Here is a 25156-nt window from a genome sequence, read left to right on the forward strand (position 1 = left end):
GCAGAGGCACAATACTATGCCTGCATAAACCAAATTGAGGCTGATATGCCGCCGGCCGCCGCCCCTAAACGGAACCTAGTATCCGGAACTTGACTTGTAGAGACCTATATCTCAGCGTCACCATTAACAAACCTGTACCTTACAGGCTGCTCCTAGTATTATTTCTATGTCTGATATTTCCTCGCTGCCTGCCAACTCTGATTTATTGGAGGTGGAAATCCGTGCCTTGCGGGAAGAAGTTCGTCAGCTTCGTGCGCGGCAGGGAGAAGCTAGTGAGCAACGGTTGCATAAGGAGCATTACGAGCAAAGTCAGGCTCGCTTCCGCACCGTGTTCGAGAACTCGCCCCTGGGGCAGAAAATCATTACCCCGGACCTGACCATGCGCCAGGTAAACCCGTCATTTGTGGCCATGATGGGCTATACCCGGCCCGATGAGCTGATTGGTCGCAAAATCCTCGATTTTTCCCATGCCCACTTTAAGGAGGATTGGCGCGTATTGCAGAAGCGCCTCTGGGAGCACAAAATGCCCTACTTCAGTCTGGAAACCTGCCTGGTTCGTGCCGATGGTTCCAGCTTTTGGTGTCAGGTTACGTCGGTGCTATTCCCCGATAATGGCGGCGAGCTAGGCTACACTATCCTGGAAGATATTTCGGAGCGGAAGCGCCTGGAAGCCAAACTCAAGCGGGTGTATGACGCCCAGGAAACCATTCTGCAGCTCACCACGCACGACCTGAAAGCGCCCATTGCCCAGATAGAGCTGCTGGTAGATTTGCTGCAGCGCGAGCTGGCTGGCCGGGATGGAGATGCTGTGCCGCCGGAAATGGTGCATTATTTTCACCTTATTCAGCGGGCCTGCGGCATTGCTAATACCCTGATGGAAGATGTACTCTACATTGGCGAGCTGGATGCAAACGAACTACAGAAATCCCCCGCCGACCTGAACGCCTTTCTCACGGCGCAGCTGGAGGTACACCGGTTAGCTGCTCAGAAAAAGGGCGTAGAGCTAGCCCTTGACCTCCCTGCCGAGGCCCTGCACGCCCCCATCCATGCCGAGAAGTTTGGCCGGGTGCTGGATAACCTGCTCAGTAATGCGCTGAAGTTTACCCCGGCCGGGGGCTGTATCACCATTGGCCTGCAGGAGTACAATGGCCATACCCGCCTGAAGGTCCAGGATACCGGTATCGGTATTCCCGGCAAGCTGCACACCAACCTCTTCGATAAATTCAACCCCTCCCGCCGGGCCGGCCTGCAGGGCGAAACCACCACCGGGCTGGGCCTGTTCATTGCCCGGCAAATTGTGGAGCTGCATGGGGGCCACATCTGGCTGGAAAGCCGCGAGCAGGAAGGTTCTACCTTCTTTATTGAGTTGGAGAAGGAGGGAACAGAGGCACCGGGTAACCAGGCTTAATCGGCCTGGGAATTTATCTTTTCCTATCCTGTTTCCGGTACTCCATTCAAGGGAAAGCCCACCGGAACCTCCCCTTAGTATCGACGTACTACAGTCCACTCATCTTTAGCTTTCCACTATGTGCGGACGGTACACCTTTATTGCCCCGCCGGGCCTGATAGAGGAGCGGTTTGAGGCCACTATGGCTGATGACTTTCCGGCAACCTATAATGCGGCTCCCTCGCAGCAGCTACCCATTATCACGAATGCCGCCCCGCAGCAGGTACAGCTGGTGCAGTGGGGGCTGGTGCCGTCCTGGGTAAAGGACCGCACCTCCGGCCCGCAGCCCATTAATGCCCGGGCCGAGACATTGGCGGAGAAGCCCTCGTTCCGGCAGCTGCTGCAGCGGCGGCGCTGCCTGGTGCTGGCAGATAGCTTCTATGAATGGCAGGAAAAGGCAGCCCATGGGTTGCCGGCCAAAACACCCCACCGCTTTTTATTGCGCTCCGGCGAGCCGTACGCTTTTGCCGGCCTCTGGGATGAGTGGGTAGACCGGGACTCCGGCGAAGTGCTGCCCACCTTCACCATTATTACTACCTCGCCCAATGCCCTGATGCAGCCGCTGCACCACCGCATGCCCGTAATTCTGCAGGGGCGCGCGGCCGAGCGGGCCTGGCTGGATGATGCGGTGTCAGCAGCAGAGCACCAGTTGCTGCTGAAGCCGTACCCTGCCGAGCAGATGCAGGAGTACGTGGTGAGCAAGTTGGTTAACTCGCCGGCACACAACTCGCCCGAGGTGCTGGAGCCGGCTGCAGCAGGCCAGTAAAGAGCCGGTTGCAATCGGCTTAACTTCCCGTATCTATGGCTTGTTGCGCTGCATCAGCGCTAATACCTGTTCCAACGGTTGCTGGCTGATGGAAAAACGCCGTTGGCCCAGGGTATCCATGGCAGCAATCAGGGTTAGGACCAAGGCAAAGGCAGCGGCCAGTACAGGCATGCCTACCAATCGGTGGGGGCTGAACATACCCGTCTGATACCCCATACTCAGCATACTCAGCACCGAAAGCAGATGCAACACAACCCAGATGCTGCCCGGAATGTGGTAGGTCAGGGCCACCGTTTTCCGCATAACGTACACATTCATCATCTCCGTTAGGGAGTTGATAAACATGCTGCGCAGCTCCGAATCCATGTTCTCGTGGATTAGGGAAGAGGCCTGCTGCCACATTAAACGGTGAATTTCATCGGCCCTTTGCACCCGATTTTGGGCATCCTGCGGGGTAATAATATGCAGGCGTAGCGTGACGTACTCCGGGAAAAGCTTTCGTAATTCCTGCGCCTGTTTTTCGGGCAGCAGGTTTAGGTACTGATAGGCCGTCCGAATGCGGTTAGCATCCTCAATTACCAGCTCCCGGCGTGCATCAAAGCGGGAGGCCGACATGGCAAAGGTAAAGGCCAGCAGAAAAGCCAGCAGGCCCAGTAAGGCGCCTACCAGTGCAGTAACGGCGGGCTCCGGCTCCCGCCGGCCCCGCTTAATGAGAAGCCGCCCCAGCCGAAACCCCAGCTCATAGGCACCTAAGGCCACCAGGAGCACCAGCAGAAACAAAGCCCATACAGGCAGGGACGTAATGAAAACACTGGTGCTCATGCCCGGCATAGAAAGTAAAGTGTTGGTACCATTCACAAATACCGCCAGGCCACCTCTTGCGCCCAGAGTGCATCAATTAGTGTTAGAGTAAAGCCTCCTCCTGGCGCTGGCGTAGCCAGGCTTCGGCCTCTATATTGCTGAGAAACAGGCGGACCTCCGGCCGCGTATCGGGGCCCATACTTTGCTGGGCAGCGCGCGCCGACTGCGCTACCAACGACTCCGGGCTGACGACAATGGCAATGCAGGTTACGCCTTGGGCTCGGGCGCGCGGGCACCAATCAACCACAAACCAATCTACCAGGGTGTCCCACAGGCCTATCAGGTGCCGTATATCGCTCAGCATATGAGCGCAGTGGTGTTCTACCAGTAGGGCCAGGCAGGCCTCAAGTCCGGCTATTATTCCTTCATAGGTATACTCACCCGTCCAAGTGCAGTGTACCCATAAATTTTGCGGGTCATACGCAACGAGTAGCGAATCGGTACCCGTTCCATTGGAATGATCGGAGAACATGGGTAAAGTGAAAAAATAGGTTTCGCCAGGAAATCATAAGGCTAACGGCTTCTAGGAAACCGCCGCCCGGGCCTGATGCAGCCACTCCTGGGCCTGGCTTACACTGATAAACGTGCGCATTTGCAGCTGCTCTCCCAGCGCCTGCTGCATGACCTCAGGCGTGAGGGTAAGCAGCGAATCGGGGCTGACAATTTGGGCAAAGTGGGTGAGGCCCAGCGCAACGGCCCGGGGTGCCCATTGGTTTACTACCCAGTCGGTTGCCTCCTGCCAGGGCTCATATACCTGCCGGTTATCATTGATGAGGTAATGACACTTGGTTTCGGCCAGCACCTGTAGGCATGCTTCCGCCCCGGCTCGAATGCCCTCGTAGGTTTGTGTGCCTTTCCAGTGCAGATACAGCCATTGGTTGGCCGCGTCATAGTTGATGTGCAGGTAGATGCGGCCGGCTGCGGTTTTGAGTTCAATAGGCTTCATAGAGCAGGCAGCAAGGCAGCCGGGAAAGAAAACCATCCACTTTTTCCAGGTTATCAACGGCTATAGCTGCCTACAGGGCTCTGCCTAAGCTACCTACCTGGTCCTATCTACTTCTACTTATTGGGCTGCTGTAGCAAAGCCCGGCACTTAAATTACCATCGGTAGCGGGAAAGCAAACGGGCAGTAGGCATGGGGAAAGCAAGTAGCTGTTTTGTGACTGTATCCTTAGTATAGGTAAAATTTTTGTGAAATATATCCACATCAGCTTATCTATTGGGTTTTACTGGATTTGATGATATGCTTTCATTAAGCGAATTTCGTTGGCCTTTCTCTCTTCCCGGAAGCTTATTTGGAGTACACAGAATAACCGTGTAGTTGGAAAAGAGTATAAGGGTCTCAGCACCCGGAACCCAAAACTGCGTTCTGCTTAGTAGAAATTGCGGCGCTATCGGGAAATCGGTTTCTCCATTACTCATCATCATTTCATTGCCTTTGCGCCTAGCCTGCGCTCCTCTCTGCTTTTATGTCCGCTGATATGCCATCTTCTGCCATTGTACTTCCTTCATTACCCAAAGCGCCAACCGGTATTGAAGGGCTGGATGAAATAACGGACGGTGGGCTGCCGCTGGGGCGCCCTACGCTGCTGTGTGGCAGTGCCGGCTGTGGCAAGACCCTGATGGCCATTGAGTTTCTGGTGCGTGGCATCCAGGACTACCAGGAGCCCGGCGTGCTGATGACGTTTGAGGAAACCGCCGATGAACTGGCCGCCAACGTTGCTTCCCTGGGCTTCGATCTGCCCGCTATGCAGGCCCAAAAGCTGCTGCGCCTGGACCATGTGCACGTAGACCGCTCCGAGATTGAGGAAACCGGGGAGTACGACCTGGAAGGGCTCTTTATTCGCCTGGGCTATGCCATTGATTCCATTGGGGCCAAGCGCGTGGTGCTGGATACCATTGAAGCGCTGTTTTCGGGCTTTCCCAATCAGGGTGTGCTGCGGTCTGAAATCCGCCGTCTTTTTCGGTGGCTGAAGGATAAAGGAGTTACTACTATAATTACCGCCGAGCGGGGCGAAGGGTCTTTAACCCGACAGGGGCTGGAAGAATATGTGTCGGACTGCGTCATTCTGCTGGATAACCGGGTGATAGACCAGATTACGACCCGCCGCCTGCGCATCGTAAAATATCGGGGCAGTACCCACGGCACCAATGAGTACCCTTACCTGATCAGTGAGGATGGCATTTCCGTGCTGCCCGTTACTTCCCTGCAGCTCAACCATGAGGTGTCTGATCAGATAGTATCCTCGGGGATACCGGCGCTGGATCAGATGTTTGACCGGCACGGCTTTTATCAGGGCAGCAGCGTGCTGATTACCGGCACAGCCGGCACGGCCAAAACCACGCTGGCTTCTTCTTTTGCCCACGAAATGTGTCGGCAGGGGAAGCGCTGCCTTTATTTTGCCTTTGAGGAGTCGCCTCAGCAGCTGGTGCGCAACATGCGCTCTGTGGGCATGGATCTGGGCACCTGGCAGGATCAGGGGCTGTTACGAATTGAGGCCGCCCGCCCCACGCTGAGTGGGCTGGAACGCCACCTGGTCACCATTCATAAGCTGATTGGGGAGTTCAAGCCCGATGCCGTGGTCATTGACCCCATCAGCAACCTTATATCGGTGGGCAACCTGGCCGAGGTGCGCAGCATGCTTACCCGCCTGATTGATTACCTCAAAGTGAAGGGTATTACGGCCTTTTTTACCTCGCTGGTGAGCGGGCGCAATATTCAGCAGGAAATGACGGAGGAAGGGGTTTCTTCCTTGGTAGATACCTGGATTAGCGTGCGCGACCTGGAAGGAATTGGCGAGCGGAACCGGGGACTCAGTATTCTGAAGTCGCGCGGCATGTCTCATTCCAATCAGGTACGGGAGTTTATTGTGACCAGCAAGGGTATTCGCCTGTTAGATGTGGTTATCGGACCCACCGGCATTGTGACGGGCGCCAGCCGCCTGACGCAAAAAATACAGGAGCAGGCCTTGTCCATGGCACAACAGCAGGAGCTGGAGCGCCGCGACCGGGAGCTGGAGCGCAAGCGCCGGGTGCTGGAAGCCACTATTGCCAACCTGCGCACCGAGTTTGAATCGGTAGAGGAGGAACTGCGCCGAATTAATGACGAGGAAAATACTCGGCAGCAGGCCCTTTCCAGCGGCCGCCAGCAAGTAGCCAGTGCCTTCCCTTCGGAAAAAAATCCGAAATTAAACGACAACGCGCCCCAGGCCTAACAAGCATTTATGAATAGTTTACTGGCGAATACGCCCCTTGTCATGGAAGAGGAAACCTGGGAACTGCGCTTATATGTAGCAGGGCAAACCACAAAATCGGTGACGGCCCTGGCCAACCTGAAAAAATACTGCGAAGAGCATTTAAAGGGACGCTACCAGCTGGAGGTAATTGATTTGCTGCAAAATCCGCAGCTGGCCGAGGGTGACCAGATTCTGGCTATTCCCACGCTGGTGCGCAAGGTGCCGCAGCCCATCCGCAAGATTATCGGGGACTTATCGAACAAGGAAAAGGTATTGGTTGGCCTGGATATCCGTTCCTTGGAGGGCTTCGGCAAAGCGTAGGATGGAAGCAGAAGAAACGTCTGAAGCGTCGGCGGCCGAATACGTGCTTCATCTGTACATCACCGGAGCTACCCCGAATTCTACCCGGGCTGTGCGCAACATCAAGGAAATCTGCGAGCAGTACCTGAAGGGGCGTTATGAACTGCTCATTATGGATGTGTATCAGCAGCCGGAGCTGGCCAAGGATGAAGATTTGATCGGCATACCCATCCTGATTAAAAGGGGGCCGGGGCTGGTGCGCCGCTTAGTCGGCGACTTGTCGGACCGGGAACGGGTGCTGGCGGTGCTAGGCATTACGCCGGCCCCGGACCCGCTGCTACGCCGGAGCTGATATGGCAACATCCAATGTTTCGGATATGAACCGTGAACTGGAGGAGCTGCGCCAGCGGCTGCAGGAAGCCGAAGACCTGATTTATGCCATCCGTACCGGCGCCGTGGATGCCCTGGCCGTGCAAGGCGCCGATGGCCCCCGCATCTTTACGCTGGAAGGCGCCGACCAGGGCTACCGCACCCTGATAGAGCAGATGAGCGAAGGAGCGCTGCTGCTGAGTCCCGATGGCACTATTCTGTACTGCAATGCCGCCCTCTCCGGCCTGCTGCAGGTAGCGCTGCCCGAAATGATTGGTGGATCATTCCACGGCTTTGTGCCCAAGGGCTTCCAGGCTTACTGGAAAAGTCTGCTGGTAAAAGGCTGGGCCGGAAAAACGCGGGGCGAGATGCCACTGCGCACTTCGGCTGGCACGCTGCTGCCTTTTTCTCTCTCCATGAATACGCTGGCCTTCCACCAGACCCCGGTGCTGGCCATCATTATTACCGATGTCTCCTCCCAACGGGAAATTACCCACATCCGGGCCCAGGTAGCCGAGCAGAATGCCCTGATTGACCGCAAAAACCAGGAGTTGAAAACGCAGGAGTTGGCCCGCCGGGTAGTAGAGCAGGCGGCCGCCGAAGCCATCCGGATTTTGGAGAGTATCCCCCAGATTGCCTGGACAGCAAATGCCCAAGGGGTTACTACCTACCTCAACCGCCGCTGGTTTGCTTATATCGGGGAAAGTATAGACCAGCCCCTGGACAGGCAGTGGAGCAACCATATCCATCCCGACGACAGGGCCCGCAGTCAGGCGCGCTGGGAGCATAGTCTGGCTACCGGGGAGGCGTTTGAAATTGAATACCGGTTCCGCAACTGGCAGGGCGAGTACCGCTGGATGCTGGGGCGGGCCCTGCCCTCGCGCAATGAGCAGGACCAGATTATACAGTGGATTGGCACCTGCACCGATATCCATGAGCACAAGCTGGCGCTGGAGGAGATTGATCAGGCCCAGCACCAGCTCCAGGATAAAAATGAGGAGCTCACCCGGGTAAACGTGGACCTGGATAATTTTATCTACACGGCCTCTCATGACCTGCGGGCCCCCATCAATAACATTGAAGGCCTGGTGCAGGCCCTGCTGGAAGAGCTGCCGGCCGCTGTGCAGGAGGAAAAAGAAGTGCACCGCATTCTGCAGATGATGCAGGACTCCATAGACCGATTTACGACGACCGTTTTTCACCTCACCGAGGTTTCTAAGCTGCAGAAAGAGTACGGTCAGCCCACGGCCCTGGTAAAGCTGCTGCCCATTGTGGAGGGGGTAGGCCTGGATCTGGCCCCACTGATTCAGCAAACCGGTGCCCAGATGGAGGTAGATATTCCGCTTGACCTGGCTATTTCGTTTTCTGAGAAAAACTTGCGCAGTGTGGTGTATAACCTGCTCAGCAATGCCCTGAAGTACCATGCACCCAGCCGTCCGCCGCGCATCCAGCTCCGTGCTTACCGGGAAGCAGACCTGGTAGTGTTACAGGTACAGGACAACGGCTTGGGCATTACCCCAGACAATCAGGGCCAGCTGTTTACCATGTTTCAGCGCTTCCATGACCATGTACCCGGTAGTGGGGTGGGGCTTTATATGATTAAAAAGATTGTTGAAAACATGGGAGGCTGGATTGAGGTACAGAGCACCTTTCAGGAAGGCTCCACCTTCATGGTTTATTTTAAAGGATAGCCGGGAGCTATTAAACTGTATTCCGGCTGTCCTCCCCTCAGCCCCCGCCGTATACTTTTCCATTTGCGAGTTCTTTTCCATCAGCGAAAAAGAAAATGGAAAGCGCGTCCCCAAGCCTGCCTCGCGTACCCGAGACTACGCCCACGTACTGGCTTACTAGGTTTGTTATGCTGCGCCTGCTGGGCCTCATCTATGCAGTAGCCTTTCTGGTCGCCATCCAGCAGATTCTCCCACTAATTGGCTCGCAGGGGCTGCTGCCCCTTGAGGCTTTCCTGCAGCGGGTAAGTCAGGTAACGGGGTCGGCGGGAGCGGGCTTCGCGCATCTGCCTTCGCTTTTTTGGCTCTGGCATTCTGATACGGCCCTGCTGGTCGCTGCCTGGCTGGGCTTTGCGCTTTCCTGCGTGGTGGTAGCCGGCTTTGCCAATGGGCTGCTGTTGCTGGTTCTCTGGGTTTTGTATATGTCCTTCGTGCACGTTGGGCAGGAGTGGTATGGCTACGGCTGGGAAATCCAACTGACGGAAACCGGATTCTTAGCCATCTTTCTTTGTCCCCTGCTGGACTGGCGCCCTTTTCCCCGCTATGCGCCGCCCATGCCCATTATCGTGTTATTCCGCTGGCTGGCTTTTCGCATTATGCTGGGGGCCGGCCTAATCAAAGTTCGGGGAGACGAAGTATGGCGCAATAGCACGGCCCTTTACTATCATTTCGAAACCCAGCCTATTCCCGGCCCCCTTAGCCGCTGGTTTCATTTCCTGCCCCATATGGCCCTGAAAATGGGCGTGTGGTTTAACTGGCTGGCTGAGCTGGTGGCTCCCTTTTTCGTCTTCGGCCCGCGGCTTGCCCGTCATCTGGCCGGCGCCATCATCGTGCTCTTTCAGTTCAACCTGATTCTGAGCGGTAACCTCTCGTTTTTAAACTGGCTGACCATCGTCCCGGCGCTGGCCTGTTTTGATGATGGCTTCTGGGCCCGGCTGCTGCCCCAAGGGTTAGTACGCCAGGCAGCAGCAGCGGCAGGGCAGGCGGAAGTGTCTCCGCCTATGCGCACGGCGGCCTGGGTAGTTACAGCGGTTATTGCTGTGCTCAGCATTAGGCCGGTATTAAACATGGTGTCGCCCGGGCAAATTATGAATACTTCCTTCGACCCCCTGGGCTTGGTTAACACCTATGGTGCCTTTGGGACGGTGGGAAAGGAGCGGTGGAACATCGTATTTGAAGGCACAATGGATAAAGTCCCCAGTGATACTGCCCACTGGAAACCTTACCCCTACAAAGGCCTGCCGGTGGCACTAAACCAGCGCCCCCCGCAAATTGCGCCTTATCAGTTGCGGTTAGACTGGCAGATGTGGTTCGCGGCCATGGCCTCTCCCAACGAGTACCCCTGGACGGTGCACCTGGTGTGGAAACTACTGCATAACGACCCTGCGGCGCTCAGTCTGTTTGCCAGCAACCCTTTTCCCGGGCAGCCGCCACGCTACATCCGCGCTGTTCGGTACCGATATTCATTTGCCCGGCCCGGGAACCCACAGGGCCTGTGGTGGACCCGGGACCGGGTAGACCTCTGGCTGCCTGCCTTGTCTACCAGTAATCCGCAACTGGTGGAGTTCCTGAAAAGCGCTGGCTGGATTCCCTAACTTGCCCGGACGAGTCACTTTCCCTGCTACGTATGAGCACGCCCACCTATGATGCCGTTGTCGTTGGTTCCGGCCCTAACGGTCTGTCGGCGGCCATAGTATTGCAGCAGGCAGGCTTGTCTGTTTTGCTGCTGGAAGGCAAACAGCAGTTAGGTGGTGGCCTGCGCACAGCTGAATTGACATTGCCGGGCTTTCGCCACGACATCTGTTCGGCCATTCACCCGTTGGCTGCCGCCTCGCCGTTCCTGCAGACTTTGCCACTGGCCCAGTATGGGCTGAAATATATTACCCCGCCCGTAGCCGCCGCGCACCCCTTTGATGACGGTACGGCCGCTACCCTGGTAACCTCGCTGGCGGACACCGCCCAGAGCCTCGGCCCCGACGCGGCGGCCTACCAGCGCTTGCTGGGCCCCCTTGTTAGGCAATGGCCCAGCATTGCCAATGACGTACTGGCCCCGCTGCACTTCCCACAGCACCCATTAAACATGGCTCGGTTTGGCCTGCGGGCCTTGTTGCCAGCTACGGTCCTGGCACGGCATTTTGTGAGCGAAAAAGCCCGGGGCCTGCTGGCCGGCATGGCGGCCCATGCCATTCAGCCGCTGAGCAACCTCACTACCTCGGCCATTGGCCTGGTCATGTTGATAGCAGCGCACCGCAATGGCTGGCCCTTGCCCCAGAGCGGCTCCCAGTCCATTGCCGATGCGCTGGTGGCACATTTTGTGGCTTTGGGCGGTCAAATTGAAACGGGTACGTACGTGCGCTCTTTGGCACAGCTGCCGGCAGCAAGGGCAGTTTTGTTGGATGTAACGCCCGCCCAACTCCTGCAGATTGCCGGCCATAGCCTGTCCAGCATCTACCAATGGCAGCTTCGGCGCTACCGCTATGGCATGGGCGTGTTTAAAGTCGACTGGGCACTGGCCGAGCCGATTCCCTTCACCGCGCCGGGCTGTACCCAGGCAGGCACTGTACACTTGGGTAATACGCTGACGGAAATTGCCGCCAGTGAGCAAGCCGCGTCGCGGGGGCAGCACCCGGCTCAGCCCTTTGTGCTGTTGGCACAACAAAGCCTGTTTGACGCTACCCGTGCTCCGGCTGGCCGGCACACGGCCTGGGCTTACTGCCACGTGCCCAATGGCTCACGCATAGATATGACGCAGGCTATTGAGCGCCAGGTGGAACGCTTTGCACCCGGCTTCCGAGCGCGCATCCTCGGCCGCCACACCTTTGATACGGCCCAGCTGGAGGATTACAACCCAAACTATGTGGGAGGGGATATCAGCGGGGGCTTGCTGGACATCAGGCAATTGTTTACGCGCCCTGCTTTGCGGGCTTCGCCTTACCGCACCTCGCAGCGGGGGCTGTATCTCTGCTCCTCGGCCACCCCGCCCGGTGGGGGGGTACACGGTATGTGTGGCTATTACGCGGCCCGCCGCGCTCTGCAGGACGTTTTTCACCTGCCAGCACCCCCACTTTACCGCGAATAGCTGCCCGGTCTTTATCCCCTGACAAGGCTATGCATAATGGCGGAGCGTTTTAGGGCGCCGCCGTAACCCAGCCCTTGAAACGGCGGCCATCGGTGTAGGTAATGAGGTAATAATAAGTGCTTGCCGTGCCCGCCCCTGGCCAGCGGAAAGTCCGCTCCCCGGAGTGGTACACTTCATTTCCCCAGCGCGAAAATATCTGGATGCCGGCAAAGCGGGCATCACAATAATCTGCGGGTAGGTCTGGTAAAGTAAACTCGTCATTTACCCCGTCGCCGTTGGGCGTAAAAACATTGGGGGGCAGAAAGGAGGTAGTAGGCAGCACGGGCACTACCGCAAAGCGCACCGGCAGCAGGCGTGCCTCACCGGGGCAGGTGGTGCTTTCCTGCAACTGGAACTGCACGGTCAGCTCCTGGCCCAGCTCGGCCGCTTCGCAGTTTGCCTGCCACCGGAAGGTTCCCGTAGACCGACCAGGGCCGTTCTGAGTAGAAAACTCCATGCCCGCCGCCGTTAAGTCAAAGCCTTGCCCTGCGGCACTCAGCACCAATGGGTTACCATCCTTATCTACCCCCAGCAAGCTGGCCGTGAACACACTGCCTAAGGGCACCTCTACCAGAGTAGGAGCATCCGTAGCGGATGGAGGAAAGGAAGAAGTTAGGTCTGGCGGCACATTGGGGGCAGATACGGCTGTAAAAGCTAGGCGCACGGTGTCCCGCTTGGGCAGACTGCAGCCATTATCCGCCACCATAACATCCAGCAGGAGCACCTTGCCCTCGGTATCCTGACAACTGGGAAAGCATAAGGTGGATTGCAGCGTATCCGGCACGTTACTGGCCCGTACGGTGCCGCTGGTAGGGCCCGACCAGGTGGGAAGCGGGCCGCTATAATTCACAGGCCGCACCGAAACGGTGAGCCGCGAGTTACGGTCAGAATCGGTAAAGCGCACTTGTAGGCATGGGTTCTGGTCGGGCAAAATCCGAAGTGTGTCGCGCCCGGGCTGGTAGGCTCGGGTACTGCCATTTAGATACACCTGTACGCTGGGAGGCGTGTTGGGCTCGCAACTCAGTACAAACAGTTGAAAGTCGCGGCGGGTCTCCCCAATTTTCACTCCCTGGCGGTATTCCTCACAGCGGACACCAAACACAAACAGCCCAAATTCAGAGGGGCGCACCGTCAGGCGCCCGGTGTGGGCATCAATCTGCATGGTGGGATTGCCAGGTAGCTGCGCCTGCTCGCTGAATCCGCGCAACCAGGTTATCAGGCTGTAAGGTGAGGGCCTCGGCTGCGGAGAGGGGTTGCGCGGTATGGCATGTCCATTCAGCGGGGTCACCATGCTATAAGCCAGGGAATCACCATCTGGGTCTACGCCTCCAAAGTCATAATAGAACAGCTCTCCCTTACAGGCATAATCATTCAGCGGCGGAAAGATTTGGGGAGTAGAATCAATAAAAGGCTGGCCGTTGCGCTCCACGGCCGGAAACTCCAGATAAAAGGTTTGAGCCGCTCCCCCCGGATCAGCTATGTTGCTGATAACCTCGTTGCGGCAGCAAAGCTCAACTGCGGCATAGTAACCGCTCATGCTGGTATAAACCTGCGGATCAAGGGTTATATCCCGGCGATACACTAACCTACGCGTCCGCAAAGTGGGCTGAGTACAGGCCGGGTTGGTGTAGTTAACGAAGGTGTTGCTGACGAGCGGCAGCACGACTTCCTGCATCGGCCGATGGGTGGCCTTGTCAAAAATTCCGGCCAATACTTCGAAGCTCAGCGCCTGGTCGTCGCCATGCACATCATCAAAGTACAGGTTGAGAATTAGGGTATATGAAGCGCCCGATTTGTACCGCAACTCCATTTCTCCCCCTACAATGTGGGTGGCCCAGGCAGGAGAAGCACAAATCAGGAAAAAGCCTGCCAGGAAGAGAAATCGTAGGTGGTATCCCAGGCGGCTGCACCCAGAAAGCATAGAGGTAGCTGGCATAGAATGACACGATAATCCTCCTGAAAAAACACTGCCCTAATTGTTAGGCGAGCAGGACAGTGTTCTGGAGCCCGGGGCTACGTTGCCGTCGGGGTAGTAGAAGATGTGGTGTCGGCGGCCGGTGGTGTACCACAGGCTTTGCCACCACGGCCTTTGGGGGCTACCACAAGCGCATCACAGGCGCTCATGGTCAGGGCAACCAATAGCAGCCCGACGACAGCCGGAACCAGGCGAACAGATGCTGCCATAAAAAGATAGGGAAGAAAAATGAAAAAACAGCGGGCCGGTTTCGCCGGTAAGGCAGTGGCAGCAGCCGCTGATCTGACTGCCTACTCAATCTGCCTGCTAGTTGGATACCACTGCGAATGAATCGATTAGCCGGCTAAATAACTGGACGGATAGCCTGAATAAGAAGCTGGAAAGCTACTGTTCTGCTCCTGAGTCCTATTGGCTTCCTCGCCGAGCATAGTAGTAGACAGAGAGAGTAAACTGCCCTCCTGATTTTGCAAGAAGGGTCTTGAGCCCATGCGGCCCTCTCCTGACCCACGGTCAGGCCCAGCCTACGGGCCTGTTCGTGTGGTCGAGCCAATTAGTGGTCTGGCCGATAAAAGCGGCTATTCTATCGACACACTAAGCGCCAGAGAAGTTTGTAGGCGGTTCGTGGCACTGGGCTTGCAATTGGGGAATCAAGCGCTTAAATGGTTTTTCCGGGCCGCTTGCTTCCGATAAAGGAGACGCATCGGCCTTTCATCTTCACCTCACTATCCCTATGAAAACTTCCCTTTTTTCCTTTGCCGCTGCTCTGGCTCTGCTCGTAACTACGGGTTCTTTCTCTGCTTCGGCCGCGGACCTTCCTGACAACAACCGCCGGGAAGCTGCCCGCCGCGATGACCGCTACGACAAAGACTTTAACTACGGCTATGACCGGCGCCATAAAGTAACTGCTACCGAACGAGCCCGCTGGGAAGCAGCCCAACGCCAGGAAGCCAACTACCGTGCCGCCCAGCAGGCCGCTGCCCAACGCAACCGCCAAGATGCGCAGCGCCAGGCCGACCGCCGCAATGACCGCTACGATAAGGATTTTAACTATGGCTACGACCGCAACCACCGCGTGAGTGCGGCCGAGCGGGCCCGCTGGGAGGCCGCACACCGAAGCAACCAGCGTGATGGTCGCCGCTAGGCAACCCCATGTTTCCAGTTTCTTTTTTAACTCTTCGACCCTACTTCCATGAAAAAATATCTGTTTCCCCTGGTTGCCGCCTTTGCTCTTACGTTTAGTGCTGCTTCTGCGCAAAGTACCCGTCCGGTTTCGTCAGCAGTTGGCCGCGAGCATCGCCAGTTTTCCGCCGAAGAGCGGGCCGCCAAGCATAGCGAAAAGCTAAAGCAGGAGCTGGGGCTTTCAGCTAAGCAAACCAGCCGTATTAAGCAGATCCTGCTGACCCGCAATCAGGAAATGATGGCCCAGCGGGGCCAGGCCAAAGGCGAGGGCTCCCGGGAACAGCGGGGTGCTCAAATGAAAGCCAGCCGCGCCAAGTACGATGCCCAGTTTAAAAAAGTGCTGACCAAGGTGCAGTATGCAAAATATACCCAGCTGCAGCAAGACAAGAAGGCCCGCGGCCACCACGGTCCTGGTCAGGGTGGTGCCAGCCAGGCTGGGCACCGGGGTAAGGGCCAGAGCAGTGCGGCGTATAACGCCCGTTAACCTGCTCCGATAAACTAACCTCAGTAATCAAAATGCCTGACCATACCGGTCAGGCATTTTGATTTTTAGCTATTAGAGCTATAGGCCGGATACGTCGATAGAAATTCTGCAAGCGTCGATTGTTAGAAAGCGAAGCAGCTGCTACCAAACATCTTTGGTGCATGTTCAACTTCATTCTAATGAACTGAAACACCATGGAAAGATCCCACTTTCTCAAAAGCCTGCTGGTAGGCAGCCTTTCAGTTCCGGCTCTGCTCGCTGCCTGCAGTAAAGACAATGAGATAACGCCAACCACTGGCAGCACCGGCACCGCAGGCGCAGGCAACTGCAATGTGGCCCCAACCGAAACCGAAGGACCATTCCCTACCAAAGTGCCTTCCTCTTATGTGCGTAGTGACATCCGGGATGGGAAAGAAGGCTACTTCATGAAGGCCATCATTACCATCACCAATACCAACAGCAACTGTGCCGCCCTGGCTGGTGCCTTTGTAGACATCTGGCACTGTGATGCTGCGGGTAATTATTCGGAATACGGGGGTGGAGGTATGCAGTCTGCCAACTACCAGGGCGTACACTTTCTGCGCGGCCGACAAGTGACCGATGCCAACGGGCAGGTAACATTTACCACCATTTTTCCTGGCTGGTACAACGGGCGCGCTACTCACATCCACGTGCACGTGTATAGTGCCAGTGGTACCTCTCTGAAGGTAACCCAAATTGCCTTCCCTGAAGGGAGTGGCACGGCTCTGGCCGCCGTGAATGGCTACAGCAAGGGCCTGAGCGGCTACACTTACCATCAGAACGACAACGTCTTCAGCGACGGAGTAAGCCAGGAACTGGCTACTGTAACCGGGAATACATCCAACGGCTTTGACCTGGCCATCACCTTTGGAGTAGCGGCCTAGCGGCGCATTACCCTGCCCGTTTGGGGCACCACCACGAATTATGATTGTCATGAAGCGCATACCTGGAAAGATTTTCCTTTCAGAGCAACGCGGGGTGGTGGAAAGCCCTTACTTCCGGCGCTCCAGTACCTTTCGGTTTGGCCAGTTTCAGGCCGAAGACAAGGAGGCCTTTGGACTACTCCAGGCGCTGAATGAGGAAGTGGTGGGTGGGGGCCGGCAACTCATTCTGCCGGTTGAGGAGCCTATCTATGTCCTGGTCCTGCCCTTAACCGGGACGGTGAATGTGGCCGTGGCCTCTTCCGCCGTACCCGTGGAGGTAGGAGAGCTGCTGTTCTCGCCCGTGGCTGCGGGCAGCTCTCTAGTTTTTTCTAATCCTTACCCTACAGAAACCATTCACTTTCTGCAGCTATGGATAAGGGCAGCATTACCAGAGGTGTCCGGCCCTGGAAGGTCTTTCCCATTTGATTTGGCGGGCCAGGTTAATACTTTGGTGAATGTCCTGCCCGCTATACCCAGCCTGCCACTACCGTTTAATGTAAGCCTGGGGCAGTTTGCGGGCCGTTCGGAGGCAGTATCTAGAATGCAGAGCCCGCAGGCGCGCTTTTTTGCCTTTGTGCTGGCCGGCGCCTTTGAGGTAGAAGGCCGACTTCTGCACCAGAACGACGGGCTGGCCTTGTGGGATACGGCAGAAGTTGAGTTGGAAGCCCTCAGCCACGATGCCGTGGTGTTGATTCTGGAAATGCCGGCCTAACCGGTACTAATTGTTTACACCCGGCTGCCTGACCGTTATGCCGGTTTTTATTGGGTGTGCGAGTAGCTTGACCCACATTTACGTAAAGGCTAACCGATGGCATTTTTTACTCCTCGTCAGGCGCAGGCCGGGCTTTTGCATGCGGTGGTATGGGGGCTTTTGGGTGTGCTGCTTTTTACTCAGCCCAGTCATAGCCTGCCACAGTTGCCGTTTTACCTGCTCCAATCTGCCCTGTTTGTGGTCTGCCTGGGCGTCTTTTATCTGAACCTGGGCTGGGCCGTGCCCCAACTGCTGTATCGCCGCCGCGTGCTGGTCTACCTGCTTTTCCTGATTCTGGTGGTCAGTAGCGTGGTGTTTCCTTATCGAGCCCTAAGAAATCTGCTGGCACCTCCGCGCCCGTCCGCCAACTGGATTCCGGCAAACGGGGCGGTACCAGGAGCCGCCACTGGTTTGCCCCCGCGCCCTAACCGGGAGCCGGGCCGCCGTTCCGGCCTGGTAGACCCAGCCGTGCTGCTCTCTACGCTACTGGTGCTGGGTCTGAGTACCAGTATTGCCGCTGTGCAGCGCGGGCAGCGGGATGCTCAAATTCGCCAGGCACTGGAGCAGGAAAAGCTCTCCACGGAGCTTTCCTGGCTAAAAGCCCAGATCAACCCGCATTTCTTTTTCAATACTCTTAATAACATCTACGCCCTCACGTTGATGAATGGCGACCAGGCGCGAGAGGCCATTCACCGGCTCTCGCGCATGATGCGCTACGTGCTCTACGAGACACAAAGCGGCACGGCACCGCTCAGTCAGGAGCTTCAGTTTGTGCACGACTACATTGATTTGATGCAGCTGCGGCTAACCGACAATGTGACTGTGGAATTTGAAGTGCCCGAGCCGCTACGAGACGTATCTATTGCCCCTATGCTGCTGCTCACTTTCGTGGAAAACGCCTTTAAACACGGTGTCAGCGCTCTGGAGCCCAGTCGTATCCGGATAGCAGTACAGCAGCCGCTGCCTCATATGTTAGACGTGACGGTGCAGAATACCGTATTCCTTGACCGACCAGTTGCGCTGGATGAAAACAGCGGTATCGGGCTTGCCAATACCCGGCGGCGTCTGCAGTTGCTTTACCCTGGTCGGCATACCCTCACTATTACGGAATCCACACCCGGGCATGAGTACCGGGTGCATCTTACGCTGGATCTGCTCTCATGACGCTAAACTGCATTGCCGTTGACGACGAGCCCCTGGCGCTGAAGCTGGTGGGTTCCTTTATCGAGCGCACGCCCTTTCTGAAGCTGGTGGGCTCTTATAGCAGCGCCGTAGCTGCCTTACGAGGGTTGCAACAGCAGACTGCCCCGGTAGAGTTGCTATTTCTGGATATACAGATGCCTGACCTCAACGGTCTGGAACTGGCCCACCTTCTGGATAAGGGCCCGGGTGGGGGCGGGCCTCGGGTAGTATTTACCACTGCCTTTAACCAGTATGCGCTGGAGGGCTATAAAGTAGATGCCCTGGATTACCTGCTCAAACCCTTCAACTACGAGGAGTTTCTACGAGCTGCGGATAAAGCCCGGGCCTACGCCGAACGAAACCTGCGGCCTGCGCCTGCGGCCGCCGAGCCAACCGAGCCCCAGGAGGACTACCTCTACCTGAAAGTGGAGTACCAGTTGGTGCGGGTTCCCTTCCAGGATATTCTGTACGTAGAAGGGCTTAAGGATTACGTGAAAGTGCATCGGCGCAGCGAGCCTCGGCCACTGCTTTCCCTAATGAGTCTCAAGTCCTTGGAGGAGAAGCTGCCTGCCCGGCAGTTTATGCGCATTCACCGCTCCTACATTGTAGGCCTGCAGCACATTACTACTATTGGACGCGGTACCGTGCAAATAGGAACCGAAACCATTCCTATCAGTGACGGCTACCGCGAGGCCTTTGACCAGTTTATTAGCCGCTGGAAATAGAAAGCTGTAATCTGAAATATTTGTCAGAAAGAGGATAGACTTACGCTAATAATGGGAACTGCCTACCCCATTCACATCTTAGCAATAACAGCGAAAATAGTGTTGGTGCCTAAACCTGTATAGGAAACAAAATCCCCTCGCCGTAAAAGACAAGGGGATTTTTTAATGAGCGAGAAACGAGGCTCGAACTCGCGACCCTCAGCTTGGGAAGCTGTGGGTATTATGTGTTTATGGTTTGCCGTTATTTGTTAATGTGGTTTATTTACAGATGGTTACAAATTTTGTTCTACTCTTATTTGTTACTCGTACTTCGAAAATTGTTATACTTGTATAACCCAGTGTATAATCCGGGTTATGCAAAATGAGCACAAGGACTACAGAGCACAAGGAAGGCAAGGCCACCATCAAAGTGGTTTATTACACCAGCAAAACGCTAGCGGATGGGGCTCATCCGTTTGTTGTGCGGGTAACGAAGAACCGGAAGCAAGTCTATCGTTATACTGGGCTAAGCCTTCATCCTAAATACTGGAATGCGGAAAAGAAGGAGATTCGTCGGAGCTATCCTGAACCAGCGCGGGAAAAACTAATAAATGATTTAGAGGGCTGGCGGAAGAAATACGAAGCTGCAGCCAATACTTTAGCCGGAAATGACGAGGAACACGATGCTCTAACAGTTTTCAAGAAAGCTGTGGAAGGTCGTCAGGCGCAACGTCGCGTAAAGCTGCTGGCCTACATTGAGGAGTTAGCTACAGGCATGGCTGGAAGTGGCCAAATAGGTAATGCAGGAGTTTACCGCGACCTAAGCAACCAGTTGGCAAAGTTTATTGGTGCCGAATACAATGCACCTGCCCCACCCTTAGGAAAAGGCCAAGAAGCAGAAAAGGCTGCCTGGGTAAAGCAGTATGACATTCCGTTTGACCGTTTGACGGTAAGCTTCTGCAATGAATGGGAAGCAACACTACGGGCAACAGGTGTAGAGGAAATTACCTTGTCGTTACGTTTTCGCACGCTCAGAGCAGTCCTGAACAAAGCTATAGCGACAGGACTAGCAAAGGCAGATAGCTACCCCTTTGCTCGTAATATTTCTGAGCGCCATAAATTTCAAGTTGGTAAGTTCAACGTCTCCACTGCAAAGCGTGCTGTTTCCCGCGGAGAACTCCGCAAACTAGAAGCACTGCTACCAGACAGCGACCGACAAAGACTGGCGAAAGATGTATTCTTATTCTCTTTCTACTGCGGAGGAATCAATTTCGTAGATCTGGCGCAGCTTCGGTGGACCAACTTGAGTGGTGCCGACGAAATAGGACAACCTCAACGACTCAGTTATGTCCGGCAGAAAACAGGAGGGAAGTTTTCAACTCGTCTATTGCCACCTGCTGCTGCCATTTTATCTGCTTACCGGCCGTATACATTTGCTCAACCCGATAGCTACATATTTCCTATCCTAGACTTAAGCAAGCATCAAACACCCAGTCAGGTAAAAAACCGACTGCACAAAGTGCTAGGCCAGGTAAATAAGGATCTGAAAGACCTTGGGGTGCAGGCAGGCATCGAGACTCCATTAACTACATATGTAGCTCGACATAGCTTCGCAACGGCGCTTAAAATGACTGGAACCAATACAGCTGTTATTTCACAAGCTATGGGGCATAAGTCAGAGGCAGTAACTGCTATCTATTTAGATTCGTTTACATCTGATACTATGGACGCAGCGTTTGAGCAATTGCTTTAATGAAGCGCTTAGACTTGTTTTTGATCCTTTTCTTCACAGACCAGTAAACACATATGCCCGGTGCTAAAAACAGCAAAAGGCCCCAATCATATAATGAACGTAGGGCGCAGGCTGAGGAAATCTATCGGAAGCTGTTTGCAAAATTTCGCACTCATAAGTTCATCGACTGGGGTATTCTGACAGCTGTGCAGGAGGAAGATTGTCTACGGGCTGTACCTCCTTATTCAGAACGGTTTGATGAGTTTTTAGGCTTTTGGCTTGGAGGTACCGACCCAATAAATGTTCCAGGAGTACTAGAGTACCACTTCCCTGAACCAGACGAAATGGATCTGGAATATCTGGAAGATGTGCTAGATGAATTGGATAAAATTTCTGATTGGGTAGATCAGCCTTATCGAACGTTTAAAGGTTCTAACCTTGACATTGGTCCATTTGTCAGTCGATATTATAGTGAGAACATAGCCCGGGCGAGGAAGTGGGTGAGGACTAAAAGGGCGAAATTGGAGGCGGATGAGCATAAGCATAAGAAGATTCCTAGTGTATCCCCTGCTAAAGGCCGCATTCCGTGGACTGGACTTTTTCCTAATGGTTTCAAAGAGACCGACCTTGACCAATTATTAATTAAGCTTGGGATTTTAGACGGTTCGCTTCACCATACAGAAGATTCTAAGCCCCGAATCTGGAGAGCGGTAATAGAGGCGCTGAGAGACGGCAAGCGTCTCATCCTCTCAGATAATGTAGCTCTTCACCAAGCACTGCTAAACAGGTATGGAGAGACGTCAGGTCAGCTCCCTTCGCTTCGCTCATTACAAGGAGATTTTAATGCTGGTAATCCTATATCTCAGGATGTGTATCAGCGCGCAAAAGCATTACTTACAACAATGTGATTTTTTCGTTTTTGCGTTTTTTTTGCGCGGCGCAAAACCGCGATTTTCCATGCTTCAAAAGCTTTCTCTTTGTGGAAGTAATCGGTTAACACCCCCGATGAATTGAAGCCACATGGCAACATTAATTACAATTGGCATAGAGTATGCCCAACTTCTTGAAGACCTCCGTTTAGCTATCCGGCATGAGGTTGATAATCTACTTAACCCCATTAAACAGCCAACATCTGAACTAGGGGGAGTAAAGCTGGCTCAGGAGATTACTCGCCTGAGTAAGTCCCGAATTTATGCTTTGGTACACAATCGGGTCATCCCACACAGCAAGCGGGGTAACAAACTCTACTTCAACCGCACCGACCTGATGGCGTGGGTGGAAGCCGGTAACCGCACCGGGAAGGAGGTGACCCATGTTTAGTGCGCTGTTGAAACGACTGAAAGGGGAGAACCCGCAACTTCCTGCGGCACCCCAGCCACTTCCGGCTGTTGCAATGCAGGGACACTTTTCCATCTGTGGTCTGCATCCGGATCTTGCTATTTTCTTCCACCGGATCCATGAACGGGCCTCATTGACACCAGAACAACTCCCACACTATGATGGGCTGCGGGCGTGGGTTATGGCTGGGTCGCCAACGCAGGAACTGGTTTCTACATCAGATACCTGCAACGCCCTACGGATCAGTGCGCGTACCTTGGGCCGCTGGGCCCAGAACAACTGGCTGCAGCGCATTCGGCAGGGCAGACGCATCTACTACCTTCGTTCTGAGGCAGAAACCTTAGGTAAAGCCATTTACTTCAACACCTACGTTGATCTATACCTCTCGCCGAGTTCAGCCAGCGCTTAAGCAGGGTTCCCGATAGCTCGGCTCTGTTGGAATGCCCAACACCCTCTTTTCCTTACCACAGGCTGCCAGCGACCACCCCGAACGGGTGGTCCCTGCGGCCCCGGGAGAACGCTCCCCACGCTTCAGCTACTTTACCGGAGGGATTCGAAGCATCCTGCCCCATGCGGCCATCAGCCCCGGACAACTGTATCAGCTACTCGTCAGCCCGCGCTTTCAGGCCCGGACCGAGGCGCTACGCGCTGCCGGTCGGGGAAGCCCGGCGTATACCCGACTGAAAAGCAGTCTGGACTATGTCACCCCGGCCGGTACATTTACCCGCCGCCACAACCATGGCCTGCAGCAGCCTTCGGGCCTGCTCGTGCTGGACTTCGACAAGCTGCCTGATGTGTCTGCCGCCCGACAGACGCTGCTAAACGATCCTCATCTGGGCCCGGCCATCGTGCTGTTGTTCACCAGCCCTTCGGGGGACGGGCTCAAATGCCTGCTCCCCACCAACCCCCATGCCTCGTACCGGGACAGCTGGCATACACTAGAGGCTTACCTGCGCCATCACTACAGCACCCTAGGCCTGACCCCGGACCCGGCCGGTAAGGATGTTGCCCGCGCCTGCTTTGTGGCACATGATCCCGATGCCTATCTGCATCCAAACTTTCATCACTTTTCCCCTGTACCACCCATTTCATGACCCCTCATCTCAATTATAGTGACCTGCTGGAAACGCTGCCAGCTCCTCCTTCGCTATACTCTCCTAAGGACACATTGCCTGACAACCGCACTGAAAACCAAGCTTCTCAGCATGCTACTGATGCCCTGACATGGTGCCTGCAGCACTTCAGTAGCGGACCATCGCCCCAGGGCGAAAACAGCGGCCGTAATAACTGGCTGACTAAGCTTACCCTGTTCTGTAATGAGCGGGGTGTCCCTCGGGACGAACTGCTTTCCTGGGCTCTGCAGCACTGCGATGGGCCCGGACATGGCCCGGAGCGCATCAAACCAACCATTGAGGGTATCTACAATCGACATCAGGCGGCTCATAACTGCAGGCCATACATGGCAGATGGTAAGCTTCGCGGTATGTATCCTCCGTTACCAGTTACTGCCGAGGAGTGGGGTTTGCCTCTGCCGGTGGTGCCGGCGTTGCTGCCGGTGCCTGTCTTTGATAAGTCGCTCTTTCCGCCCCCGCTGCGGCCGGCGCTGCTTGACATTGCCCACCGGATGCAGAGCCCACCGGACTGGCTGGGAATGGGCGCGCTGACGATGCTGGGCTCGCTGATCGGTACTCGGTGCGGTATCTGGCCCAAGCAGCAGGATACCTCCTGGAAGGAAGTGCCCAATCTGTGGGGGGCCATTATTGCCGAACCCTCCCGGTTAAAGACGCCGACCCTGAACGCCGCCATTGCCCCGCTGAAGCGGCTGGAGAAAGAGGCGCAGGCTGCCTATGTCCAAGCAGAAAAGGAGCATGCCGCCGACGCGGAGGTGCTGAAAATCCGCCGGGAAGCACTCCGGTCAGCGATGGGTGCAGCGGCGAAGAAAAAGGCATGGGAAGAGCTGGAGAAGCTGAAGCAGGAATTACTGGAACTCGATGCCGTAGCCCTGCCTGCCCCTCCCCGCTATCTGGCCAATGACTGCACGGTGGAGAAGCTCACCGAACTGCTGGGAGAGAATCCGCGCGGGCTGCTGATGTTTCGCGATGAGCTGACCGGGCTGCTGCAGAGCTGGGAAAAGCAGGGCCATGAAAATGATCGAGCCTTTTATCTGGAGGGGTGGAACGGGACGAGCAGCTACAGCTCGGATCGGATCGGCCGGGGCACGACACTGGTGCCGCATTGCTGCCTCTCGCTGCTGGGCGGCATTCAGCCGGATAAGATAGAGCCCTATCTGGCGCAGACGGTACGTGGGCAGAATGACGGGATGCTGCAGCGCCTGCAACTGCTTTCCTGGCCTGATGCCCGCCCCTATCACTATGTGGATGCGGCCCCGAATGCGCAGGCCCAGGACGAACTGCAGGAACTACTGCGACGACTGGATACGCTGGATGTTACCCTTGTCGGAGCCCATCTGCTCCCCGGGGAAGCCATTCCCTGTTTCCACTTCGAGAGCGGAGCGCAGCTGGTCTTCATTGAGTGGCTGACCGCGCTGGAGAGGAAGCTGACCACCCCTGGCGAACTGCCCGCGCTGGTGCAGCATCTGGCCAAATACCGGAAGCTGCTGCCCTGCCTGGCGCTGGTATTCCACCTACTGGACATTGTCGCAGAGGGTGTCACCGGCCCTGTGAGCCTGTCCGCGCTGCAGCTGGCTATCCGCTGGTGTACCTATCTGGAGGCGCATGCCCGCCGTCTGTATGGCTATGGTGCCAGTGCCCAGCGCAGTGCGGCCGCACTGGGGGAGCAGCTGCAGCGGCGGACGGCCCTGCCCACCCCGTTTACGGCCAGAGACGTGGAACGACGAAACTGGCGGGGACTGAACAGTAAGGGTGCTGTACAGGAAGCACTGGAGGAACTGGTAGCCCTGAACTGGCTGCGGGAGGTTCCGGTGGCAGCAAAGCCTACCGGCCGGCCACCCGCTCCCGCCTATCAGCCCAATCCGCTGCTGTTATCCAGTAATTAGGATCTGCCCCACTGACTAAACCGACGA

General features: G+C 55.9%; 25 protein-coding genes. 20 read left to right on the forward strand and 5 right to left on the reverse strand.

What is annotated here, in order from left to right; genetic code table 11:
* Window positions 1-166: 166 nt before the first annotated feature.
* Together Q4G72_RS04210 and Q4G72_RS04215 are read left to right on the forward strand one after the other, a co-directional pair.
* Complete coding sequence (locus Q4G72_RS04210; protein ID WP_303310182.1) at window positions 167-1408, forward strand: PAS domain-containing sensor histidine kinase; 1242 nt, start codon at window positions 167-169, stop codon at window positions 1406-1408.
* Window positions 1409-1526: 118 nt separating this feature from the next.
* The gene (locus tag Q4G72_RS04215; RefSeq protein WP_303310183.1) at window positions 1527-2213 is read left to right on the forward strand and encodes an SOS response-associated peptidase; all 687 of its coding nucleotides are present in this window, start codon (window positions 1527-1529) and stop codon (window positions 2211-2213) included.
* 33 nt (window positions 2214-2246) lie between these two features.
* Here the strand turns inward: Q4G72_RS04215 and Q4G72_RS04220 are convergent, their stop codons facing one another.
* The 3 genes from Q4G72_RS04220 to Q4G72_RS04230 form a co-directional block, all read right to left on the reverse strand.
* Window positions 2247-3035 (reverse strand): bestrophin-like domain, encoded by a 789-nt coding sequence (locus Q4G72_RS04220; protein ID WP_303310184.1) that lies wholly within the window; start codon window positions 3033-3035, stop codon window positions 2247-2249.
* Between the two features lie 82 nt (window positions 3036-3117).
* Window positions 3118-3546, reverse strand: coding sequence for a SpoIIAA family protein (locus tag Q4G72_RS04225; protein ID WP_303310185.1), 429 nt, complete (start codon window positions 3544-3546; stop codon window positions 3118-3120).
* Between the two features lie 51 nt (window positions 3547-3597).
* Window positions 3598-4020, reverse strand: coding sequence for an STAS/SEC14 domain-containing protein (locus tag Q4G72_RS04230; protein WP_303310186.1), 423 nt, complete (start codon window positions 4018-4020; stop codon window positions 3598-3600).
* A 535-nt stretch (window positions 4021-4555) separates the two neighbouring features.
* On the opposite strand from Q4G72_RS04230, the gene kaiC reads away from it, so the two are divergent.
* From kaiC to Q4G72_RS04260, 6 genes are all read left to right on the forward strand, one after another.
* Window positions 4556-6289, forward strand: coding sequence for a circadian clock protein KaiC (kaiC, locus tag Q4G72_RS04235; RefSeq protein WP_303310187.1), 1734 nt, complete (start codon window positions 4556-4558; stop codon window positions 6287-6289).
* A 9-nt stretch (window positions 6290-6298) separates the two neighbouring features.
* Window positions 6299-6631: a circadian clock protein KaiB gene (gene kaiB / locus Q4G72_RS04240; protein ID WP_303310188.1), complete on the forward strand. Its 333-nt coding sequence runs from the start codon at window positions 6299-6301 to the stop codon at window positions 6629-6631.
* A 1-nt stretch (window position 6632) separates the two neighbouring features.
* Entirely contained in the window at window positions 6633-6962 is a 330-nt protein-coding gene (locus tag Q4G72_RS04245) for a circadian clock KaiB family protein (RefSeq protein ID WP_303310189.1), read from the forward strand.
* A gap of 25 nt (window positions 6963-6987) precedes the next feature.
* Window positions 6988-8670, forward strand: a complete 1683-nt coding sequence (locus Q4G72_RS04250; protein WP_303310190.1) for a PAS domain-containing sensor histidine kinase — start codon at window positions 6988-6990, stop codon at window positions 8668-8670.
* A gap of 95 nt (window positions 8671-8765) precedes the next feature.
* A complete protein-coding gene (locus tag Q4G72_RS04255) occupies window positions 8766-10301 on the forward strand; it encodes a lipase maturation factor family protein (protein WP_502213667.1) in 1536 nt (511 codons plus the stop codon).
* Window positions 10302-10333: 32 nt separating this feature from the next.
* On the forward strand, window positions 10334-11785 hold the full coding sequence (locus Q4G72_RS04260) for a phytoene desaturase family protein (RefSeq protein WP_303310192.1): 1452 nt from the start codon (window positions 10334-10336) through the stop codon (window positions 11783-11785).
* Window positions 11786-11834: 49 nt separating this feature from the next.
* Here Q4G72_RS04260 and Q4G72_RS04265 read toward each other — a convergent pair whose 3' ends face one another.
* Both Q4G72_RS04265 and Q4G72_RS04270 read right to left on the reverse strand, forming a co-directional pair.
* Window positions 11835-13745: a T9SS type B sorting domain-containing protein gene (locus tag Q4G72_RS04265; protein WP_303310193.1), complete on the reverse strand. Its 1911-nt coding sequence runs from the start codon at window positions 13743-13745 to the stop codon at window positions 11835-11837.
* A 92-nt stretch (window positions 13746-13837) separates the two neighbouring features.
* Window positions 13838-14008 carry a hypothetical protein gene (locus Q4G72_RS04270; protein ID WP_303310194.1) on the reverse strand — a complete coding sequence of 57 codons (171 nt, stop codon included), beginning with the start codon at window positions 14006-14008 and terminating at the stop codon, window positions 13838-13840.
* A 521-nt stretch (window positions 14009-14529) separates the two neighbouring features.
* Between Q4G72_RS04270 and Q4G72_RS04275 the strand changes: the two genes are divergently transcribed.
* The 12 genes from Q4G72_RS04275 (at window position 14530) to Q4G72_RS04330 (ending at window position 25129) form a co-directional block, all read left to right on the forward strand.
* A complete protein-coding gene (locus Q4G72_RS04275) occupies window positions 14530-14940 on the forward strand; it encodes a hypothetical protein (RefSeq protein WP_303310195.1) in 411 nt (136 codons plus the stop codon).
* A gap of 48 nt (window positions 14941-14988) precedes the next feature.
* Window positions 14989-15462: a DUF4890 domain-containing protein gene (locus Q4G72_RS04280; protein ID WP_303310196.1), complete on the forward strand. Its 474-nt coding sequence runs from the start codon at window positions 14989-14991 to the stop codon at window positions 15460-15462.
* 194 nt (window positions 15463-15656) lie between these two features.
* The gene (locus Q4G72_RS04285) at window positions 15657-16367 is read left to right on the forward strand and encodes a dioxygenase family protein (protein ID WP_303310197.1); all 711 of its coding nucleotides are present in this window, start codon (window positions 15657-15659) and stop codon (window positions 16365-16367) included.
* Between the two features lie 49 nt (window positions 16368-16416).
* Entirely contained in the window at window positions 16417-17118 is a 702-nt protein-coding gene (locus Q4G72_RS04290; RefSeq protein WP_303310198.1) for a pirin family protein, read from the forward strand.
* Window positions 17119-17214: 96 nt separating this feature from the next.
* Window positions 17215-18321, forward strand: coding sequence for a sensor histidine kinase (locus Q4G72_RS04295; protein ID WP_303310199.1), 1107 nt, complete (start codon window positions 17215-17217; stop codon window positions 18319-18321).
* A complete protein-coding gene (locus tag Q4G72_RS04300) occupies window positions 18318-19064 on the forward strand; it encodes a LytR/AlgR family response regulator transcription factor (protein ID WP_303310200.1) in 747 nt (248 codons plus the stop codon). The genes Q4G72_RS04295 and Q4G72_RS04300 overlap by 4 nt, the downstream gene beginning before the upstream one ends.
* 361 nt (window positions 19065-19425) lie before the next feature.
* On the forward strand, window positions 19426-20796 hold the full coding sequence (locus tag Q4G72_RS04305; protein WP_303310201.1) for a site-specific integrase: 1371 nt from the start codon (window positions 19426-19428) through the stop codon (window positions 20794-20796).
* Window positions 20797-20849: 53 nt separating this feature from the next.
* On the forward strand, window positions 20850-21683 hold the full coding sequence (locus Q4G72_RS04310) for a hypothetical protein (RefSeq protein ID WP_303310202.1): 834 nt from the start codon (window positions 20850-20852) through the stop codon (window positions 21681-21683).
* A gap of 112 nt (window positions 21684-21795) precedes the next feature.
* Entirely contained in the window at window positions 21796-22095 is a 300-nt protein-coding gene (locus tag Q4G72_RS04315; RefSeq protein ID WP_303310203.1) for a helix-turn-helix domain-containing protein, read from the forward strand.
* Between the two features lie 199 nt (window positions 22096-22294).
* Entirely contained in the window at window positions 22295-22522 is a 228-nt protein-coding gene (locus tag Q4G72_RS04320) for a helix-turn-helix domain-containing protein (protein ID WP_303310204.1), read from the forward strand.
* Window positions 22523-22553: 31 nt separating this feature from the next.
* Complete coding sequence (locus Q4G72_RS04325; RefSeq protein WP_303310205.1) at window positions 22554-23207, forward strand: BT4734/BF3469 family protein; 654 nt, start codon at window positions 22554-22556, stop codon at window positions 23205-23207.
* On the forward strand, window positions 23204-25129 hold the full coding sequence (locus Q4G72_RS04330; protein ID WP_303310206.1) for a YfjI family protein: 1926 nt from the start codon (window positions 23204-23206) through the stop codon (window positions 25127-25129). Before Q4G72_RS04325 ends, Q4G72_RS04330 begins: the two co-directional genes overlap by 4 nt.
* Window positions 25130-25156: the final 27 nt, after the last annotated feature.

Origin of the sequence: Hymenobacter sp. BT730, from assembly GCF_030542105.1 — a bacterium.
Classification (GTDB): Bacteria; Bacteroidota; Bacteroidia; order Cytophagales; family Hymenobacteraceae; genus Hymenobacter.

What these genes read in the sequence shown, in the direction of transcription:
- Q4G72_RS04260 (WP_303310192.1), top strand. Translation starts at nt 10,334, where the DNA reads ATGAGCACGCCCACCTATGATGCCGTTGTCGTTGGTTCCGGCCCTAAC.
- Q4G72_RS04210 (WP_303310182.1), top strand. Translation starts at nt 167, where the DNA reads ATGTCTGATATTTCCTCGCTGCCTGCCAACTCTGATTTATTGGAGGTG.
- Q4G72_RS04230 (WP_303310186.1), bottom strand. Translation starts at nt 4,020, where the DNA reads ATGAAGCCTATTGAACTCAAAACCGCAGCCGGCCGCATCTACCTGCAC.
- Q4G72_RS04305 (WP_303310201.1), top strand. Translation starts at nt 19,426, where the DNA reads ATGAGCACAAGGACTACAGAGCACAAGGAAGGCAAGGCCACCATCAAA.
- Q4G72_RS04250 (WP_303310190.1), top strand. Translation starts at nt 6,988, where the DNA reads ATGAACCGTGAACTGGAGGAGCTGCGCCAGCGGCTGCAGGAAGCCGAA.
- Q4G72_RS04300 (WP_303310200.1), top strand. Translation starts at nt 18,318, where the DNA reads ATGACGCTAAACTGCATTGCCGTTGACGACGAGCCCCTGGCGCTGAAG.
- Q4G72_RS04295 (WP_303310199.1), top strand. Translation starts at nt 17,215, where the DNA reads ATGGCATTTTTTACTCCTCGTCAGGCGCAGGCCGGGCTTTTGCATGCG.
- Q4G72_RS04225 (WP_303310185.1), bottom strand. Translation starts at nt 3,546, where the DNA reads ATGTTCTCCGATCATTCCAATGGAACGGGTACCGATTCGCTACTCGTT.
- kaiC (WP_303310187.1), top strand. Translation starts at nt 4,556, where the DNA reads ATGCCATCTTCTGCCATTGTACTTCCTTCATTACCCAAAGCGCCAACC.
- Q4G72_RS04320 (WP_303310204.1), top strand. Translation starts at nt 22,295, where the DNA reads ATGGCTGGGTCGCCAACGCAGGAACTGGTTTCTACATCAGATACCTGC.
- Q4G72_RS04290 (WP_303310198.1), top strand. Translation starts at nt 16,417, where the DNA reads ATGAAGCGCATACCTGGAAAGATTTTCCTTTCAGAGCAACGCGGGGTG.
- Q4G72_RS04285 (WP_303310197.1), top strand. Translation starts at nt 15,657, where the DNA reads ATGGAAAGATCCCACTTTCTCAAAAGCCTGCTGGTAGGCAGCCTTTCA.
- kaiB (WP_303310188.1), top strand. Translation starts at nt 6,299, where the DNA reads ATGAATAGTTTACTGGCGAATACGCCCCTTGTCATGGAAGAGGAAACC.
- Q4G72_RS04265 (WP_303310193.1), bottom strand. Translation starts at nt 13,745, where the DNA reads ATGCTTTCTGGGTGCAGCCGCCTGGGATACCACCTACGATTTCTCTTC.
- Q4G72_RS04330 (WP_303310206.1), top strand. Translation starts at nt 23,204, where the DNA reads ATGACCCCTCATCTCAATTATAGTGACCTGCTGGAAACGCTGCCAGCT.
- Q4G72_RS04280 (WP_303310196.1), top strand. Translation starts at nt 14,989, where the DNA reads ATGAAAAAATATCTGTTTCCCCTGGTTGCCGCCTTTGCTCTTACGTTT.
- Q4G72_RS04215 (WP_303310183.1), top strand. Translation starts at nt 1,527, where the DNA reads ATGTGCGGACGGTACACCTTTATTGCCCCGCCGGGCCTGATAGAGGAG.
- Q4G72_RS04315 (WP_303310203.1), top strand. Translation starts at nt 21,796, where the DNA reads ATGGCAACATTAATTACAATTGGCATAGAGTATGCCCAACTTCTTGAA.
- Q4G72_RS04325 (WP_303310205.1), top strand. Translation starts at nt 22,554, where the DNA reads ATGCCCAACACCCTCTTTTCCTTACCACAGGCTGCCAGCGACCACCCC.
- Q4G72_RS04275 (WP_303310195.1), top strand. Translation starts at nt 14,530, where the DNA reads ATGAAAACTTCCCTTTTTTCCTTTGCCGCTGCTCTGGCTCTGCTCGTA.
- Q4G72_RS04310 (WP_303310202.1), top strand. Translation starts at nt 20,850, where the DNA reads ATGCCCGGTGCTAAAAACAGCAAAAGGCCCCAATCATATAATGAACGT.
- Q4G72_RS04220 (WP_303310184.1), bottom strand. Translation starts at nt 3,035, where the DNA reads ATGAGCACCAGTGTTTTCATTACGTCCCTGCCTGTATGGGCTTTGTTT.
- Q4G72_RS04255 (WP_502213667.1), top strand. Translation starts at nt 8,766, where the DNA reads ATGGAAAGCGCGTCCCCAAGCCTGCCTCGCGTACCCGAGACTACGCCC.
- Q4G72_RS04245 (WP_303310189.1), top strand. Translation starts at nt 6,633, where the DNA reads ATGGAAGCAGAAGAAACGTCTGAAGCGTCGGCGGCCGAATACGTGCTT.
- Q4G72_RS04270 (WP_303310194.1), bottom strand. Translation starts at nt 14,008, where the DNA reads ATGGCAGCATCTGTTCGCCTGGTTCCGGCTGTCGTCGGGCTGCTATTG.